Origin of the sequence: Draconibacterium halophilum (assembly GCF_010448835.1) — a bacterium.
Classification (GTDB): domain Bacteria; phylum Bacteroidota; class Bacteroidia; order Bacteroidales; family Prolixibacteraceae; genus Draconibacterium; species Draconibacterium halophilum.
In genome coordinates this window covers 3447584-3465177 of record NZ_CP048409.1, presented here as the reverse complement: position 1 = coordinate 3465177, position 17594 = coordinate 3447584, and the positions used below count along the sequence as shown (strand labels likewise).

At 41.4% G+C, this 17594-nt stretch carries 17 protein-coding genes; 5 read left to right on the top strand and 12 right to left on the bottom strand.

Features of this window, described 5'->3' with window-relative positions; translation table 11 throughout:
* Nucleotides 1-6 precede the first annotated feature (6 nt).
* The 4 genes from G0Q07_RS13905 to guaB all read right to left on the bottom strand — a co-directional run bounded on the left by G0Q07_RS13905 (nt 7) and on the right by guaB (nt 5677).
* On the bottom strand, nt 7-1350 hold the full coding sequence (locus G0Q07_RS13905) for a peptidylprolyl isomerase (protein WP_163347120.1): 1344 nt from the start codon (nt 1348-1350) through the stop codon (nt 7-9).
* Between the two features lie 10 nt (nt 1351-1360).
* Complete coding sequence (locus tag G0Q07_RS13900; protein WP_163347118.1) at nt 1361-2224, bottom strand: hypothetical protein; 864 nt, start codon at nt 2222-2224, stop codon at nt 1361-1363.
* On the bottom strand, nt 2217-4115 hold the full coding sequence (locus G0Q07_RS13895) for a peptidylprolyl isomerase (RefSeq protein WP_163347116.1): 1899 nt from the start codon (nt 4113-4115) through the stop codon (nt 2217-2219). The genes G0Q07_RS13900 and G0Q07_RS13895 overlap by 8 nt, the downstream gene beginning before the upstream one ends.
* 86 nt (nt 4116-4201) lie before the next feature.
* Entirely contained in the window at nt 4202-5677 is a 1476-nt protein-coding gene (gene guaB / locus G0Q07_RS13890) for an IMP dehydrogenase (RefSeq protein ID WP_163347114.1), read from the bottom strand.
* Nucleotides 5678-5998: 321 nt separating this feature from the next.
* Between guaB and G0Q07_RS13885 the strand changes: the two genes are divergently transcribed.
* The 5 genes from G0Q07_RS13885 (at nt 5999) to G0Q07_RS13865 (ending at nt 11495) form a co-directional block, all read left to right on the top strand.
* On the top strand, nt 5999-7900 hold the full coding sequence (locus tag G0Q07_RS13885; protein WP_163347105.1) for a RecQ family ATP-dependent DNA helicase: 1902 nt from the start codon (nt 5999-6001) through the stop codon (nt 7898-7900).
* Nucleotides 7901-8247: 347 nt separating this feature from the next.
* Nucleotides 8248-8853, top strand: coding sequence for a DUF5063 domain-containing protein (locus G0Q07_RS13880; RefSeq protein ID WP_163347103.1), 606 nt, complete (start codon nt 8248-8250; stop codon nt 8851-8853).
* The gene (locus tag G0Q07_RS13875) at nt 8854-9426 is read left to right on the top strand and encodes a 3'-5' exonuclease (protein ID WP_163347101.1); all 573 of its coding nucleotides are present in this window, start codon (nt 8854-8856) and stop codon (nt 9424-9426) included.
* A gap of 2 nt (nt 9427-9428) precedes the next feature.
* Nucleotides 9429-10625 carry a class I SAM-dependent rRNA methyltransferase gene (locus G0Q07_RS13870; RefSeq protein WP_163347099.1) on the top strand — a complete coding sequence of 399 codons (1197 nt, stop codon included), beginning with the start codon at nt 9429-9431 and terminating at the stop codon, nt 10623-10625.
* Between the two features lie 162 nt (nt 10626-10787).
* Nucleotides 10788-11495: a phosphoadenylyl-sulfate reductase gene (locus G0Q07_RS13865; RefSeq protein WP_163347096.1), complete on the top strand. Its 708-nt coding sequence runs from the start codon at nt 10788-10790 to the stop codon at nt 11493-11495.
* A 208-nt stretch (nt 11496-11703) separates the two neighbouring features.
* Here G0Q07_RS13865 and G0Q07_RS13860 read toward each other — a convergent pair whose 3' ends face one another.
* From G0Q07_RS13860 to G0Q07_RS13825, 8 genes are all read right to left on the bottom strand, one after another.
* Nucleotides 11704-12267, bottom strand: coding sequence for an FMN-binding protein (locus G0Q07_RS13860; protein ID WP_163347094.1), 564 nt, complete (start codon nt 12265-12267; stop codon nt 11704-11706).
* Between the two features lie 11 nt (nt 12268-12278).
* Nucleotides 12279-13481, bottom strand: a complete 1203-nt coding sequence (locus G0Q07_RS13855) for a hypothetical protein (RefSeq protein ID WP_163347091.1) — start codon at nt 13479-13481, stop codon at nt 12279-12281.
* Nucleotides 13482-13778: 297 nt separating this feature from the next.
* Nucleotides 13779-13976, bottom strand: coding sequence for a hypothetical protein (locus G0Q07_RS13850; protein WP_163347089.1), 198 nt, complete (start codon nt 13974-13976; stop codon nt 13779-13781).
* Nucleotides 13977-14390: 414 nt separating this feature from the next.
* Nucleotides 14391-15005, bottom strand: a complete 615-nt coding sequence (locus G0Q07_RS13845; protein ID WP_163347087.1) for a trimeric intracellular cation channel family protein — start codon at nt 15003-15005, stop codon at nt 14391-14393.
* 23 nt (nt 15006-15028) lie between these two features.
* Nucleotides 15029-15595 (bottom strand): pentapeptide repeat-containing protein, encoded by a 567-nt coding sequence (locus G0Q07_RS13840; RefSeq protein ID WP_163347084.1) that lies wholly within the window; start codon nt 15593-15595, stop codon nt 15029-15031.
* 1 nt (nt 15596) lies between these two features.
* Nucleotides 15597-15971 (bottom strand): VOC family protein, encoded by a 375-nt coding sequence (locus G0Q07_RS13835; RefSeq protein WP_163347082.1) that lies wholly within the window; start codon nt 15969-15971, stop codon nt 15597-15599.
* Nucleotide 15972: 1 nt separating this feature from the next.
* On the bottom strand, nt 15973-17031 hold the full coding sequence (locus tag G0Q07_RS13830; protein ID WP_163347080.1) for a glycoside hydrolase family 53 protein: 1059 nt from the start codon (nt 17029-17031) through the stop codon (nt 15973-15975).
* An 82-nt stretch (nt 17032-17113) separates the two neighbouring features.
* On the bottom strand, nt 17114-17560 hold the full coding sequence (locus G0Q07_RS13825; RefSeq protein ID WP_163347078.1) for a GreA/GreB family elongation factor: 447 nt from the start codon (nt 17558-17560) through the stop codon (nt 17114-17116).
* Between the last annotated feature and the right edge of the window lie 34 nt (nt 17561-17594).

Here is a 17594-nt window from a genome sequence, read left to right as displayed (position 1 = left end):
CGTGGGTTATTTAATCCAGTTGTCGAAATTAAAGTTGCAGTTTGCATAAGTTGGGTCAATGCGGATGTAAGTTTGCGACTGACGCTCGGCAATCCATTCCTGTAAAACCTGTTCTTTCTTTTTTGCCAGATACATCTCCGCAAGTGTCTGGTAATCGTTTTGCAGGTTGGCCTTATGCGAGTCTATTTGCTTCAACAGCTTGATGATTTTGTACACCTGTTGCTGGCTTTCCATATCAATGGTTTCAAATGGTTCTGAAATCTCGTTGATATTCATTTTGGTGATTATCTTACTTACGTCGGCATCAACCTCTTCAATCGAAAATTTAGACGACATAGTATTTGCATTAATGGCAATACCGCCGTTATTACGGGTGTTTTTGTCGAACGAGAACATTTGTGCTGCCTGGTCGAAAGCAATTTCATCGGTGCGAATAAGGTTGGCCAAACTGTCGAGGCGGTTGTAGGCTTCTTCCTGTGCTTCAACAGAAACTTTTGGCTTCATCAAAATATGGCGGGTTTGTATTTTATTGCCTTGCTTGTCAACCATTTGAATAATATGAAATCCAAAAGCACTTTTTACTACATTCGAAACTTTGTCGCCTTTCAGGTTAAAAGCTGCTGAAGCATAAGCGGGATCAAGCTGTGCACGTCCCGAATAGCCAATTACACCTCCATCTTTTGCCGATGGACCTTCAGAGTAAATAACTGCCATTGCGGCAAAGCTCGAACCATTTTCAATACGTTTTTTTATCTCGCGCAATTTTGCTTTTACACGGTTTTCTTCGTCAAGCTCAACCTTTGGCTGAACGGTTATCTGTGCATATTCGTATTGCGTAGGAATAGTAGGTATTTCCTCGTTGCTCAGGTTGCGGTAGTGGTAACGTACTTCTGATGGTGTTACGGTTACATTCTCAACAATTTTTGAGCGCATTTGCTGACTTAACAACTGCTCGCGAATAGCTTCCTGCATGTCGGATTTAATTGATGCAATTGGTTTGTTGAAGTAAGTTTCAACGGCGCTTTCTGTACCAAAATGTTGCATGTACATTTGTAATTGCGCATCCATTTGTTGATTTACCTGACTTGGTGTTACACTAATTAATGTATCCAGTTCAGCTTCGGCAACCAGCAGTTTGTTAATTAAAAAATCTTCCAGTATCTCGCATTTCATATCTCCTTCAGTGGTAATTCCCTGCGCCTGCTGGTTGATATTCATGTTCTCGATGTCTGATTTCAAAATAACGTTACCACCAACCACGGCTACTATCTGGTCGATAACTTTATCCTGCGCATTGGCTCCGGTAATTACCGCAAGCATAAGCATCATTGTTACAAAAATTCTAGTCATCTTATTTTCGCTAATTTGTTTTCGTGTCATATTTTCTGAATTTCTTTTTTCTTACACCTTCGGTGTAAATATTTTCCTCAATTTCTTTTAAGAACTCAATCTTTCGTTTATTCAGGATCAGGTTCTTTATGTTGTTTCGTACAAATTCAATCGGTGCCAGGTCGTTACTTAGCTTGTAATCATGAATGCTGACAATATAGTAATAATTTGAATCATTCATTTCATACAGCTTGTTCTGCTTCAGGAAGGCTTCCTCTTCCTCCATTTCGTTGGGAAAGTTTTTTTTCAGCATTTGGAAACTTATCCATTCATCGGCTGATATGTTCACTTTTTTGGCGTATTGTCCGCAATATTCGCGCAGCTCATCAATACCTTCGGGCGAGGTGTCATCGATCAATTCTTTTACAAGAGTGGGATCGGCCAGGTCGTCAGGTATCATTATAAAAGTTGCTTTTACAATACTATGATTCAGGTTGAAATTTGATGGGTTGTTGTTGTAAAATTCTTCGATTTGCCTGTTGGTAACAACGGTATCCATGCGTTGTTTTATCAACTCATTTTTGTATTTGTAAATAATAAGCGAATTGCGGTATTCTTCCAGTTCTTTATGAAGGTCTTTTTGCTCAGCATTCAGGTTTTCATCCGCTTTTTGTATCAGTAACTCCTGCTTAATCCATTTGTCGATGTAGTTGTTGCTCATTGAAATACTATCTTCTGCACTAATTCCTTTGGGCAAAATTTCTTTCACATTTGAGCGGTAAAGTACTTTCTCCCCAACGCTGGCAACCGGTTCATCTGTATTATCCGACGAACATCCGGCAACAACAATTACCAACGCAACGATAATACCATATGTAATTTGCCGTTTAAACACCCTCGATGGTTTTTAGTAGTTTTTTATTCACCTTAACCTTGTGCTTTCTACGCAGTTCTTTTATCCATTGTTCTTCCAGGTAATCCTGGTAGTCTGATATAAACAGTCCGCGGGCTTCATCCAGCGTTTTGGGTTGCGGTTCAATTTTATCGCCACGTATAAAAGTGGTAGCACTATCAAAATCTTCCGGGTCTTTGCCATTCCAAACGTAGTAATCCACTATCGGATTTTGTGCTTCTTCCCAGGCTCCTGTCTCAATGGAAATAAGTTCTTCGCCGTTGGCATTAATATGTGCCAATACTTCTTCGGCATTCATTCCGGCACCAAAAAGATTCTCAGCCTCTTCGCGAACCGAAACATTTTTGCAAGTAATAATCTGACCTTTAAAGCGGTCGCCCCACATGTGTTTGTCCTTGTCTTTTTCGTAGAAAATTTCCAGCCCGGCAGTGTCTTGTGCTGCGAAGTTCCAGATTTTTTCCTGCGAAATATTGAAAAGCAAAATACCATCGTGGTATTCGTTCATCAGGTAGCGGAACTGCGGGTATTTCTCTTCCAGTTTTGAATCTTCAAGATTTGTGATCTCATCCATCACCCAATCGTTGTAAACCGAAAGATAGGAACCTGTCTTTATATTTCTTCGCTCAATGAAAGCTGTAAGTTCCTTTGTCGTAAAAGTTTTATTGTCGATGCTAAAGAGTGTATCCTCAGGTAACCCGGGATTTTCAGAAATAATTAATCCGTTTAGATTTGCTTTGGCAGCCTCATCTTCCGAAAAATTGTATTCTTTTTTTAGTTTCTCAACAAACACTTTTTTCCCTAAAGCCAATCGTGTGGCATCTTTTTTTATCTGGCTTTCAATCGAAGCCCGAGCCTCTTCAAAAGGAGGAACCGGGCGTGCATTTAATCTTTTAATGATGTGGTAACCAAAAGGCGTTTCAACAGGTTTTGAAATATCGCCATCGTTTTTCAGTGCAAATGCCGGGTCGGAAAACTCCTTTGTAATCCGTCCTGCTGAGAACCAGGGCATTTCTCCACCACGAACGGCCGAGCGTCTGTCTTGCGATTCGTTTTTTGCCAAAGTTGCAAAGTCAGCTCCATCAATCAATAACTGGTAAATGGAGTCGATAGCTGATTTTGCTTTCGCTTTTTCCTGGACAGTAGCATTTTTTGCCACATTTTTCATGATGTGCGCTACTTGCATTTCTCCTTTGTTCGGGCGGGTATCGTGCACTTGTATCAGGTGATAACCAAAGTCTGTTCGCACCGGATCGGAAACTTCTCCAACGGGCGTATTAAATGCAGCATCTTCAAAGGCTGCCACCATTGTAAAAGCTGAAAAATATCCCAGTCGGCCTTTGTTTGATTGTGCCGAAGGATCTTCAGAATATTCCATCGCGGCCTCCTCAAAAGGTTTTCCGGCGATTATTTCCTTGCGAATGTTTGTTATTTTGTCAAGTACTTGTTGTTCTTGTTTTTCGGAAGCATTTTCGTCAACACGCAATAAAATATGGCTGGCATCTACCTCCAGTTTCATCCGGCGGTAAAATTCTTCAATCTGGTGCTCTTTAAATTCAATATCGGTAAGATAAGGTGCTGCAATTTCTTTTCGGTAGCCGGCAAGTTCATTAATAAAAGCCTGACTGGTGTCCATTTTTAAGGTTTCGGCTTCAACAACTTTCAACTTAAAATTAATGAACAGTTCCATGTATTCTTTGGGCGTTTTTCTGTCAGAATCAGAATACAGATTACTGTTATTCTTGCGATAAATGTGTTCAAATTCATCCTTGCTAATCTCGTGGTGTCCTACCGTTAACAACACCTCGGAAGGTTGTGCCACAGTTTGTAAAGTAATGACAACAAAAAGAAGCAATGAAAAGAAAATCCTGTTCATTTTACACCATCTGTTTAATAGTTGAACAACTATGTTTGTGCAAATTGCGATTGTTTTTACACGCATTCGGTAAAAGCAGGCCGCGCTTACTGGCGGCTGCTGTAATTCGGTGCTTCACGCGTAATGCTTACATCGTGTGGGTGGCTTTCCTGAACCCCGGCATTTGAAATTCGGGTAAACTTCGACTGTTGCAAAATTTTTATATTTTGAGCTCCACAATATCCCATCCCGGCACGTATACCTCCGAGTAGCTGGTAAAGCACTTCGTACAGCGATCCTTTAAAAGGTACACGGGCAGCAATTCCTTCCGGCACCAGTTTCTTAATATCTTCTTCCATATCCTGGAAATAGCGGTCTTTCGAACCTTTTTGCATGGCTTCAACCGATCCCATTCCACGGTATGCTTTAAATTTTCGTCCCTGGTAAAGGATGGTTTCACCCGGCGATTCTTCAACACCGGCAAACAGTCCACCTGCCATAATTGAATCGGCACCTGCTGCCAAACCTTTCACAATGTCGCCTGAGTAGCGAATACCACCATCTCCAATTACCGGAACACCTGATCCTTGAATAGCTTTTGCAACATTATAAATAGCAGAAAGCTGTGGTACACCAACACCGGCAATTACACGTGTTGTACAAATCGAGCCCGGGCCAATTCCAACTTTAACCGCATCGGCACCTGCACTAACAAGCAGTTTTGCAGCTTCGGCAGTACCAATATTTCCGGCAACAACGTCTTTATCCGGGTATTTTGCTTTTACCCGTTTCAGCATTTCAACTACCCCTTTGGTATGTCCGTGTGCAGTATCAATAACAAGCGCATCAACCTGTGCTTTTACCAATGCATCTACACGATCCATTGTATCGCCGGCAATACCAACACCGGCAGCAACACGTAAACGGCCTTTTTCATCTTTACAAGCCAGTGGTTTATCTTTTGCTTTGGTAATATCTTTGTAGGTTACCAGGCCAATAAGTTTGTTGTTCTTATCAACAACAGGTAGTTTTTCAATTTTATGTTCCTGAAGAATTGCAGCAGCTTTATGAAGGTCGGTTGATTCGGTTGTGGAAACCAGGTTTTCGCTGGTCATTACTTCTGAAATCGGACGACTCATATTAAGTTCAAAACGGAGGTCGCGGTTGGTAACAATACCTACCAGGTGACCGTGTCCGTCGACAACAGGAATACCACCGATTTTATATTTTGCCATAAAATCCAGTGCATCTTTCACTTTTTTCTCAGGAGTAATGGTAATCGGGTCGTAGATCATACCATTTTCGGCACGTTTTACAGTTGTTACCTGGTGCGCCTGCTCTTCAATCCCCATATTTTTATGGATAACACCAATACCTCCTTCGCGAGCAATGGCAATGGCCATTTTACTATCGGTAACCGTATCCATTGCAGCCGATAAAATTGGCGTGTTAATTACAATGTTTCTGGTGAACCTTGACGACAGATCAACTTCGCGAGGTAATAACTCTGAATATGAGGGAATTAAAAGAACATCATCGAAGGTGAAACCTTCAAACTGTATTTTGTCTTCTAGAAACGACATGCCTAACTGTTTTAATGTTTTTATTAAAGCGCAAAACTACAAAAAAATAACAGACAAGAACTGATTTATTTACGCTGTACATACTTTTGAAGAATAAAAATTGTTAAAGGTTAAAATGATTTCTTAACCTGAAAAATTCATAAAATTTTTCACACGAAGTGTTGACGATTGAAAATCTGCACGATACGTGCTCTGTTTAGAGGTTGTTTTATGATTTTCAATGTCAAGGTTAACCCTGACAAATAATTGTATATCAATTATTTCGTCAGCTCAGTAAATAATTAGTTTATTTTTTTGAATTAATTAGGTTAATTTGTATTAATGGAAGACTTCAGGCAGATACTGACCCGCTATTGGGGCTACCCCGATTTCAGACCGCTGCAGCTCGAAATTATCGAATCTGTGGCAGCTGGGAAAGATACGCTTGGACTAATGCCAACCGGTGGTGGGAAATCCATTACTTTCCAGGTTTATTCGTTGGCACACGAAGGTATTTGTGTTGTGGTTACACCGTTAATTGCTTTGATGAAAGACCAGGTGGAAAACCTGAACCAGAAAGGGATAAAAGCATTGGCCGTGCACAGTGGCATGTCGGCACGAGAAATAAAACTTACCCTTGATAATGCGGTTTGGGGCAATTACAAGTTTTTGTATGTATCGCCGGAGCGTCTGAATTCACAACGTTTTTTGGAGCGTTTGGAGCAAATGAATGTGAACCTGTTAACTGTTGACGAGGCACACTGTATTTCGCAGTGGGGCTACGATTTCAGACCCAGTTATTTAAGCATTGTAAAGGCGCGGGAGTTGCTGCCAAAAGTGAAAATATTGGCCTTAACAGCAACAGCAACTGCTAAGGTGGCTGACGATATTCAGGACAAACTCGGTTTCAAAGACAAGAATTTGTTAAAAATGTCTTTCCATCGCGAAAACCTGAGCTATCTGGTGCGTCATGTCGAGAATAAAACCGGTTATCTGCTGAATACACTCAAAAAGGTTAAAGGCTCGGGAGTGGTTTATGTGCGTAGCCGAAAAGCTACTCGCGAAATAGCAGAAGAGCTAAAGCAAAATGGAATTTCTGCCAGTTATTACCATGCGGGTTTGGGTAATATAGTGCGAAGTGCAAGGCAAGACGACTGGCTGGCCGGAAGAACACGTGTGATTGTTGCTACCAATGCTTTTGGAATGGGAATCGACAAAGCCAACGTTCGTTTTGTTGTTCATATTGATTCGCCCGATTCATTAGAAGCTTATTACCAGGAGGCGGGCAGGGCAGGCCGCGATGGGAAAAAATCGGCTGCCGTACTCCTTTATAATAATACCGATACCACAAAACTTAAAAAGCATATCTCGGTCTCTTTTCCGGATATCGATAATATAAAGCGCATTTACGATTCGTTATGTAACTATTTTCAGCTGGCTGTTGGCCACGGAAAAGGGCAGGTACGCGAATTCAGTTTGCAGGGATTTGCGCAATCATACAAATTTCAGCGGGCGATGGTTTATAGTAGCCTAAAGATTTTGCAACGCCAGGAATACCTTGAGTTTACCGAGCAGGTGGACAGCCCTTCCCGAATTTACTTTCCGATTTCCCGTGACGAGTTATACCGTTTTCAGGTGGCTAATGCACGGCTTGATGAGTTTGTTAAGTTGCTGTTACGTTCGTACACGGGGTTGTTTACTGGTTATGTGGCGGTTGATGAAGAGTTACTTTCAAAACGTTCGGGGCTCGATCGCGACCAGGTCTATAATTACCTGAAACACCTCCGGCAGTCGAAAGTGATTGATTATGTTCCGAGCAGCCAAACGCCGTTTATTTATTTTACCAGAGAGCGGGTTCATATCAACCGCCTGAAAATATCGAAAGAAAACTACGATTTGCGCAAAAAGGGCTACACCAAAAAAATTGAGTCAGTTATTCATTATGCTACCGATTCGGCCACGTGTCGCAGCCAGATACTGTTGAACTACTTTGGTGAAACCGATGCGGCACCCTGTGGCACCTGCGATATCTGTAAAGAAAAACAGGCTTTGGCATTAAGCGACTACGAATTTGGTGCAGTAAGCAAACGCGTAAAAAAGCTGCTGGAAGATCCTTGTACTTACGAAAACCTCTTGTTAAAGCTGGAAGGCGAGCAACAAAAAATGCGCGAAATAGTAAAGTGGTTGCTCGATAACAAAAAAATAATCTACCGCGTAGATAATTTACTGGAGTGGAAGGAGTAGAGAGTGTTAAGGCAAAAGTTAAAAGTAAAAAGGCAAAAGTGAAAAATTTCAAAGTGGCTGTCATCTCGAACGCAGTTGAGAGATCTGTTACATGTCTTATTTCTTGCAAAGCCGCAAAGTAATTTTCACAATTTCACAATTTGTCGATCTGGCAATTCTCTTTAATCTCAGTGTGCATCGTCTCAGCATTCAATCTTATCAGTCTTTCCTAAAATTGCTAAGTTCTCAACCAAAGTATTCGGCCGGATTAGGTATTCGGTTCTCCTACTTTCAACTCAATACTCCTGTCTTAAAAATCTTTACTACTTTTGCAGCAGTTTTTTTATTGTGGAAATTGAGATGTGAGTATGGATCAGATCATATATTCAAAAAATATAGTTGAATTTGTAACGGTGGCTAACGAGTATTGTTCTACCATCGAAAATGTTTCGCATCTCACTGCAGAAGAGAGTCTTGCAAAGTTGCAAAAGTTGCTGCCATTGCTTTATTTGAAGGCTTCGGTTGTTGAGAAGATCGAAATGGTAATGGACGAGGAGCTGGAGAAATTTATTAGCGAGCTCGACTATAATATGTTGCATCAGAAATGGTTGCAGCTATTGGGTGAGCACGATGGTTTTTACGAGGTTTTCGATCCCAGTATTCAGTTTGGAGAAGAAACTGTACGTGCAAGTGTTGCTGAAAACCTGATGGATATTTACCAGGATCTAAAGAATTGTATCACCAATTACAGCATTGGTAACGAAGAAGTAATGAATGATGCACTTTCAGAATGTATTTATCATTTTGAGGAATTCTGGGGGCAGCAGCTGGTAAATGTAATGCGTGCTGTGCACATGCTTGTATACAGTAGCGCCGATTTTTCGGTAAAAAGTAATAATGAAGAAGTGGTTCCCGGGAAAGGAAATCCGCAGTGGCTGGATAAGTTTTGGGGAACCGATCAAGAAGAAGAATAGATGTTTAAAGAAAGTATATCAAATGAAGAATTAACCGGGTTGCCATTAAAACGTTTTAATGGTAAGATCTTTTTGGTTGATTCATTGCAAAAGGTAAAATATGCGATTGAGGAGCTTAATGGTGCATCGATCATTGGCTTTGATACGGAAACAAAACCATCGTTTAAAAAAGGGGTGATAAACAAAGTGGCATTGCTGCAGTTGTCAACCAAAAACAAGGCATTTTTGTTTCGGATCAACCGCATTGGTTTACCACGCGAAATAGTGGAATTGCTGGCCGACGAAAAAGTAATAAAACCGGGGGTGGCAATTCGCGACGATATTAAAGGCTTACAGGAACTGGTACCTTTTAATCCAAAAGGATTTATAGAACTGCAGGATGAAGCAAAGGAAATGGGCATTCAAAATTTCAGCCTGAAAAAATTAGCCGCTATTGCCTGTGGGTTTCGCATCTCAAAAGGACAGCAGCTTACCAATTGGGAAGCTGATGAATTAACAGAAGCGCAACAATATTATGCAGCTACGGATGCGTGGGCTGCACTTGAAATTTTCGAAAACTTTTCTAAAAATTAAAGATGACAAAAGAGTTTGTCAAAGTTGTATTAAAGTCGGGTAAAGATCAGTCATTACTGCGTTTTCACCCATGGGTATTCTCCGGAGCCATAAAAAAAATGTACGGTACGCCGGCTGAGGGCGACCTGGTAAAAGTGTATTCCAACAAAGACCAATTTCTGGGAATTGGACACTTCCAGGTAGGATCGATTGCCATTCGTATCGTATCGTTTGAAGAAATTGAACCGGATTACGATTTCTGGAAAAGCAAAATAGAAAGCGCCTGGAACTTGCGTAAAAAACTGGGTTTCGAGAACAATGCCGAAACCAATGTTTTTCGTTTGATACACGCCGAGGGCGACGGAATGCCGGGATTAGTAGTGGATTTCTACAATGGAACAGCGGTAATGCAAATGCATTCTATTGGCATGTACCTCATTCGCGAAGAGCTGGTGAAAGCGATGCAGGAAGTGATGGGCGACCAACTAAAAGCCGTGTACAATAAAAGTGAAAAAACATTGCCGTTTAAAGCCGACGTAAAATCGGAAGACGGTTACCTTTTTGGAAGTCCCGAGACTTCGGGAAACGAAGTGCTGGAATATGGCCTGCGTTTTAAAGTCGACTGGGAAAAAGGTCAGAAAACCGGTTTTTTTGTCGATCAGCGCGAAAACCGTAAGCTGGTACAGGATTATTCAAAAGACCGCGATGTGCTGAACATGTTTTGTTACACCGGTGGATTTTCGTTTTATGCCATGCAGGGCGGTGCCAAATCAGTACACTCGGTTGATGCATCAGCAAAAGCCATCGACCTGACTGATGAGAACGTGGAACTAAATTTTCCCGGCGATGAGCGCCATAAATCGACTGTTGTTGACGGGTTTGAGTACCTGAAAGATATACAGGATAAATATGACCTGATCATCCTTGATCCGCCCGCTTTTGCCAAACACCGCAAAACACTGCCGCAGGCGTTAAAAGGCTATAAACGAATAAACACCCGTGCTTTCGAGCAGATTCGTAAAGGCGGAATTCTGTTTACATTTTCATGTTCTCAGGTGGTGTCGAAAGAAAAGTTTCGGGAGGCCGTTTTTTCGGCAGCAGCTATTGCCGGACGTAAGGTGCGTATTTTGCACCAAATGAGCCAGCCGGTAGATCATCCGGTGAATATTTACCACCCCGAAGGTGAATATTTGAAGGGACTGGTATTGTATGTGGAGTAGGAGTGAGGAAAGGCAAAAGGTAAAAGTTCAAATAAAAAAAGCTGTCATTTCGAGTGAAGGATGAACGAGAATTGAAAATCAACGAAGTTAAATCTGTAGCTTCGAGAAAGAGATTTCTCCTCACCTATTCGTGGAAATAACATTTTAAAAGTAGCTAGAAATATGCAAGAACTAACAGACAAGTATAACACCCAATTACAAGAAAAATCGATTGTAGAAAAATTGCAATACCTGGTAGAACAGCATCCCGACAAAGTAGTTTTTACCACCAGTTTTGGTTACGAGGATCAGGTGATCACCGATATCATTTTTAAGAACGACCTGCCCATAAAAGTGGTTACTTTGGATACGGGCCGTTTGTTTCCTGAAACGTATAAAGTGTATCGCAGTACACTTGAAAAATACAACAAACCTATAAAAGCGTATTTCCCGCCAACCGAAGAAGTGGAGAAACTATTGGATAAAAAAGGACCTTTTAGTTTTTACGAGTCGCTGGAAAATCGCAAAGAGTGTTGTTACATCCGCAAGGTGATTCCTTTAAAACGTGCACTGGAGGGAAACGATATCTGGATTACCGGGCTGCGTGCTTCGCAGTCGGATAACCGCAGCGATATGAAGTTTTTTGAATACGATGCCGGAAACGACATCATAAAATTCAATCCGCTAATGAAATGGAGCCTGGAAGAAACCATCGACTGGGTGAAAAAATACAATGTGCCATACAACGTGCTTCACGACAAAGGATTTGTTAGCATTGGATGCCAACCATGTACACGAGCCATCCAACCGGGCGAAGATTTCCGTGCCGGCCGCTGGTGGTGGGAGCAGGGCTCAGGAAAAGAGTGTGGTCTACATTCGGTTAAAAAATAGATTTCAATTAAAACCATTTATATGAGGCATGGAGTTTTCCGTGCCTTTTTTTGTTCTCCCTTGGCCAAGATGGACGCCACTTCAAGGAGGTGGCTGCGCAGGAGTCGGAGGTATGAGTATTTTGGGATAATAACAAAAAGTCCCGGAAAGTATTGTTGCATACCAACCGGGACTTAAAAAATGTATGTAATGTTTAACTTTTTCTTTTTTACAGATGCAGTTTTTTCAGCAATGCTGTTTTGTTTTGCACATCTGCGGTAATTGCATACACCGAAATGGTTGCCCCTGAAATCGCATCAATGTTTTTATCCACTTTTAACGCGTTGGAGCCGTTAAAGCCGATAAACTGCTTTAACCAACCTTTAGCCGTAATTTCGTATCCGTGGGTCGCCTGGTAGTTAAAAACCTTTACAGTCTGAACAGTTTTGTGCTTGTCGAATAAAATATAATAATCAAAATATTCCGATTCTCCTCCAATCATTGGTTCATTGGAGAGAGAGCAGCCTCCGGCGCGGCAGCTGTTCACGCGTCCGATATAAATGTACCGGTACTGGTTGTCGTTATTTTCTGTTACCAGGAAGTATTTGCCGTTTATTCCGGTTGAAGTTTGTTCGGTCATCTTCATTTCTTTAATGCCCGTTAGCTCTTCAATACCCGATTTTTTGAGGGTTTTTTCAAGGGCTCTTGGTTGAAAATCCACTTCGTTTTGGGCAAAAACCAAACACGCAATAAATAATAGGGCAAGCAATATTATTCCTGATTTAATCTTCATTTCCTGTTGGTTTAAAACATTACACCAATTCCGGCGCTAAACGTTTTTGCGTAAGTATCGGTAGCTGCATTTTTAACAAACTGGATATCGGTTTTTACAACGGCACCTTTGGTTAAAGCCAGCGTAAGACCTGTGGTAATGGCTGTTTTTTCGTAAGCTGTATTTTTTGTAATGTTGTTTTCTACCGAACTGTGTGTATTCAGAAACTCGTAACGCACAAACGGTGTCAGTTGCAATTCGGTATCAATCGTACGAAATACATTGTAAGCAGCCTCAGCATAATAACCAATCATCGCGCTTCCCACATCGTTAAGGTCGCCATCGGTGCCCGTAAATACGTTGTAATTATCGGTATTCGATAAACTGGCATAATAAAGTTGCCCACGCAGTTGAAGTCCACTTATGGAGTAACGGGCATCAAGCCCCAGCATTGAAATACCTACTACCGAAGAATCGGCCATTGCAATGGCGGCGTCATCATCCTTGTCAATTCCGTTGTATAATCTGCTTTGCGTTTTTCCGAGGTAGGTCGATAAGCCCAGGTTTAATCCACGTATCCCAAAATATTCAATCTTTCCTGCAAAGTTTGGCGAACTTGAAAACGCTTCAGCTCCTTTTTGGCGTCCGCTGCGCAGTCCCTTTGCGCCGTTCAATTTAGCCGAGCCGTCGTAACCGTTAAAACCGTTCATTACGTAGGCTTGGTATTTCAACGAAGCCGGCAGAATAGTTCCGGTAACTCCAAAACCAATTTCGCGCCAGGTGGTTGGCGTAATGGTGTTGTCTATCAAGGGACGTTCAACACCATGAAAAGTTGTGGGCTCGTGGTACTCGTTAATAATTCCCATTGGAACCAACATTAAACCACCTCTGAAATTAATGGAGTTATTCAGCTTGTATTGCAGAAAAGCCTGCTCTACATAAACTTCTTTTACATGTTCGTACTCAATTTCGCTGATAAACTGTGTTTTTTCGTTGAAATTATAACCCAATAACATTACCACACGGTGAACATCGAGTTTGCCGTTGTTGTATGTTGAACCCGATAACGGTTGATTGTAATGTACCTCGCCATAACCTCCCACTAGCAATTTGCTGTTATTTGATAAAAGATTATCAGCAGAGTTTGTGTATTGATTGGGATTGTTTTCGGTATCCTGAGCGAAAGTAAACAAGCTTCCGCTTACCAGCATTAAAAAGATCAATAGTTTCTTCATTATTTTTGATTAAAGTTGTTACAAATTCACTTTGCAAAACTAACATGAAGGCATGAGGTGTGAAATCCCAAAAAGTGGTGATTTTTTGAATGGGTAACTACTAGTAGTGATGATTTGGGGTAGAGAATGTTTTGCCTTCTTCGTCGTATTTCCATGATGGAATATTGAATAGGAGTTGGACTACGAATAGGTTTGCATCCCGGCTTTAGCCCGGTGATTAAAATTTCAATAACTAAAAAAGGGTTTAGCCATTAAAAATACGGTGATTATTATTTCCACGATTTGATAGGTTGCGAGTTACTGTTTTTTGTTGAGTTGGGTATTTGTTTGCAAGTACGTTTTTACAAAACTTAAAATATTCAGTGCCAATCCCAGAAAGGCTAACCCGCCAGCTATTACCTGCATTCTTTCTGAAGAAGGATTTACAGCTACTATACTTATGCCTGCAATTAGCAATGCAAGGCTTAAAATGTAAATAGTAATGTTTGTTCTCATCTTATGAGTTTTTAAAAGTTATTTAATTTTTGCTGTTGTTTAATTATGCCACGTAATCAACCACGCGAAAAGATTCGCGTGTCAGCGGTGTCTTTCTATTTTATAAATTTTTATTCAGTATTACTTGAATTTTCATTTCTGTTAATAAAACTTCCCGGGGGCTCAACCAACGCAATGAATCTTCTCTCTGTGACCGGGTAGGGAAACATAAAAGTAGTATTTGTTTACTTAAATACAATGGATTATGAAGGCAAAAGTTTCGATCAGCACAGCTGATCGAAATCTCGCCCGAAGCGTCGGGAGCAAAAGCTGGAAAAGCTACAAGCAACGAACACCATACTTCGGTCTTCCCTCAGCCTCAAATCAATCTTTTGGTCTCTCAAAAATGGAAAAGTACAGGGAGGTAATTGCGGACTATTCTTTCTGATTAATCAGCCGTGGCAGGGCAATGTTAAAACGAATGGCCACAATACGAATGGCCACAATAGATAATACTGTGGCTGTTTCGCAAATTAACTCGGAGACACCCAGTCGGTTTAATACGAGATAAATCAGTGCTCCGGCAATACAGGCGGTGGCATAAATCTCGCGGTGGAAGATCAACGGTACTTCGTTACAGAGTATATCGCGGATAACGCCTCCAACTACTGCCGACGACATTCCCATAAGTACCGCCATGGCCGGATCGATATTAAAAAGCAACGCTTTTTTTAACCCAAGCAGGGTAAAAGTGGCAATTCCAATGGTATCGAAAAGAAAGAGGGTGCGTTTTAGTTTCATTACATGCTTGCGGAAAATGATGGTTACCACAACGGCTGCTATAATTACCCAAAAATAATTGTTAGTGCGCATCCAGGCAACGGGGGTGTCGCCCAGCAAAAGGTCGCGCATGGTACCGCCACCAATGGCTGTAACAAAACCGGCTACTGTGGCGCCAAAAAAGTCGAGGCGCTTGTCGGCCGCTGTCAGCGTACCGCTTATGGCAAAAACAAATGTACCGATGTACTCAAACCAAAGTAAAAGATCCATTTTGCAAAACAACAAAAAAAAGATTAATCGACCTTGATTTTATACTTACCAAGTAAACCGGGTAACATATCGAGAGAAAAGTGAGCTCCGGTCAGTTGGTTTTGCTCTGGATCTAATGTCAGGTTGATGGAGTTACGCAGGTCGGCTTTTTGTAATTTGGTTTGGCTAAATACGGCTCCGGCCAGGTCGCATTCTGCAACTATGGCTTTTGTAAGGTCGGTCTGGTTAAAATCAACTTCATGCATGGAGCAGCGGGTAAACTGAGTTCCTTTGATCTTTAATTGGTAAAACGAAGCGTAATTCAGCATACAGCCATTAAAACCAAATTCGAGCAAAAAAGGATTGCATTCATCAAATTGAAGGCCTATTAGTTTGCAGTTTTTAAAACTCGCATTTTTAAAAGCGGCATTGGTAATTTTGGAGTTGCTGAAATCGCAGTTTTCAAATTTACAGTCTTCAAAAGTATAATTGCTTAGGTTGGCGCCGGCGAAAATACAGTCGGTAAAAATACAATTTTCATATTCGCCCTGTTCCAAGCCCTTACTTGAAAAGTCTTTACTTTTAAATTTCTTATCGGTAATGTAGTTCATTTTATTTTTCAAATTCAATTAATTCAATTGGTGCTCCATTGTGTTCAATCATGGCTACACGTATTCCTTTCGTTGGCGGATTAGGTGGAGTAATAACTTTTAAGTTTCGGGTGTTGAGCTCGTGATCCAAGTCTTCCACTTCAAAAGCCAGGTGAGGAACTTTTTGAATAAGCGAATGAATGGGGCTGTCTTTTTCAAAACGCATCCATTCCACACCAAATGGGCTTGTTGGAAATCCTGAGTGATAAAACTTAAACTGCGGCAGATATTTTTCACCGGGCATTTTCTCGTTGGTTGGAATGCCCAGATGGTGATATTTCCAACCCCACTCAACAAGTGCCTCTGGCAGTTCGTGTTCTTTTCTGCTTGGCTTCATTTTAGTGTCGTGTAAATCGGTCGAATACTTCAATTACGGGTTGTACATTTCCCTCGGCATCAAAGTAAGTGCGATAACCAAATCCTTTGTTTTCAACAGCTGGTTCCCACCAAAAAATGCCAACGCCCAAACCATTGGGAACATCCAATACCACGCGGTTCACTTCCTCTAAAAATTGACGTTGTCCTTCCGGTGATTCAGGGAAAGGTGCCGGTTTGTCGATGTATTCGGCCGGAGCAAAGTTGTAGGCAGCTTCCACCACCATAATGAATTTTTTGTATTCGCGTGCCATAAAGTTGAGGGTTTCACGCAAATCGAGAATTGAACCGTGCCACCACGGATAAAACGACTGTCCCATTATATCAAAATCCACTTCGTAAGAAAGCAGCTTGTCAAACCAGTATTTTGTAAATTCTTTGTCTCCGCCTTTATCAATGTGGATCATAACTTGCGGACACGGATTATTGCCACAACTGGCGTAAACACCATTAATTCCTGCCTGAATCAATTCGGCCAGGTTGTCCCAGTTGTCGGGCAGTTTGCCATCGGGCCAAAGCATGCCGTTACTAATTTCGTTACCCACCTGCACCATATCGGGGAAAACACCGGCTTTGCGAAAAGCAATCATTGTATTTTTGGTGTATTCGTAGACCGAGTCAACCAGCACTTCGTGCGAGAGTCCTTCCCATGCTTTAGGGAGGTATTGTTTGGCAGGGTCGGCCCAGGTATCGGAATAATGGTAGTCGAGCAGAAACTTAAAGCCATTTTCTTTTGCCATTTGCGCCGTGGCAATGGTGTATTGTAGGTTGTTAGGCAAACGGGTAGGGGTATGGAATAATCGCAACCTTACCCAATTGTAGCCGTGATTTTTAAATATTTCAATGCCAGGTTTTACGGCTCCGTTTTCTTTAAATTCGAAACCATTGTCTTCAGCCTGTTTCAAAAACGAAAGATCGGCTCCAACCGCGTAGTCCTGCGATTTTCCGGAAAATGAACTAAAAATAAGGAATAGAGCCAAAAAAAATATGGCTTGAAACCGATTTGATTTATTTGTTTGCATGGCAATTGGTTTTTATGATTTTGGAAGTTTAAAGGTAAAGGAAATTTTGGATTGTTGAATATTGTTTTGTTGGCTAATTGTTTTAATCAATTGCAACTATTTCAATACGTTTTCCCATAAAACTTACCTTGTCGCCTGCACGTTTGTTGTGAAGTACTTTGCCAATGGGAGAGGCCAGCGAAATACAATAACAGCTTTCTCCGTCCACTACAATCTTACCCAATGCTGTTGAAATAAAATAGGTGTTGGTAGTACAGCTTACCAGGCTGCCAAATTCAACCGTTGATGATTTCTGCTTCAGATTGATATTTCCCAGTTCTGTTTTCAGTCGTTCGGCTTTGTGCAACTGAATGCGGTTTTTTTCCACCTCTTGTTGCATTAACGTGCGGCTGGTTTCGTATTTGTCGCCCACGCTGCTTTTGGTTTCGTTGTCGCGCGACTCTTTGGCTGAGGCAATAGCTAAATGCGCCAATTCGATTCGTTCATCAATCAGCGCTATAATTTTTGTGTAAAGCTTTTCTTTGGTCATTTCGTTTAAAACAACCAAAGATAAAAAAGCTTCG

Coding starts and splice junctions, on each gene's coding strand:
- G0Q07_RS13845 (WP_163347087.1), bottom strand. CDS start 15,005: ATGGATCTTTTACTTTGGTTTGAGTACATCGGTACATTTGTTTTTGCC.
- G0Q07_RS13860 (WP_163347094.1), bottom strand. CDS start 12,267: ATGAAGATTAAATCAGGAATAATATTGCTTGCCCTATTATTTATTGCG.
- G0Q07_RS13855 (WP_163347091.1), bottom strand. CDS start 13,481: ATGAAGAAACTATTGATCTTTTTAATGCTGGTAAGCGGAAGCTTGTTT.
- G0Q07_RS13825 (WP_163347078.1), bottom strand. CDS start 17,560: ATGACCAAAGAAAAGCTTTACACAAAAATTATAGCGCTGATTGATGAA.
- G0Q07_RS13850 (WP_163347089.1), bottom strand. CDS start 13,976: ATGAGAACAAACATTACTATTTACATTTTAAGCCTTGCATTGCTAATT.
- G0Q07_RS13895 (WP_163347116.1), bottom strand. CDS start 4,115: ATGAACAGGATTTTCTTTTCATTGCTTCTTTTTGTTGTCATTACTTTA.
- G0Q07_RS13840 (WP_163347084.1), bottom strand. CDS start 15,595: ATGAACTACATTACCGATAAGAAATTTAAAAGTAAAGACTTTTCAAGT.
- G0Q07_RS13870 (WP_163347099.1), top strand. CDS start 9,429: ATGACAAAAGAGTTTGTCAAAGTTGTATTAAAGTCGGGTAAAGATCAG.
- G0Q07_RS13830 (WP_163347080.1), bottom strand. CDS start 17,031: ATGCAAACAAATAAATCAAATCGGTTTCAAGCCATATTTTTTTTGGCT.
- G0Q07_RS13875 (WP_163347101.1), top strand. CDS start 8,854: ATGTTTAAAGAAAGTATATCAAATGAAGAATTAACCGGGTTGCCATTA.
- G0Q07_RS13835 (WP_163347082.1), bottom strand. CDS start 15,971: ATGAAGCCAAGCAGAAAAGAACACGAACTGCCAGAGGCACTTGTTGAG.
- guaB (WP_163347114.1), bottom strand. CDS start 5,677: ATGTCGTTTCTAGAAGACAAAATACAGTTTGAAGGTTTCACCTTCGAT.
- G0Q07_RS13865 (WP_163347096.1), top strand. CDS start 10,788: ATGCAAGAACTAACAGACAAGTATAACACCCAATTACAAGAAAAATCG.
- G0Q07_RS13905 (WP_163347120.1), bottom strand. CDS start 1,350: ATGACTAGAATTTTTGTAACAATGATGCTTATGCTTGCGGTAATTACC.
- G0Q07_RS13880 (WP_163347103.1), top strand. CDS start 8,248: ATGGATCAGATCATATATTCAAAAAATATAGTTGAATTTGTAACGGTG.
- G0Q07_RS13885 (WP_163347105.1), top strand. CDS start 5,999: ATGGAAGACTTCAGGCAGATACTGACCCGCTATTGGGGCTACCCCGAT.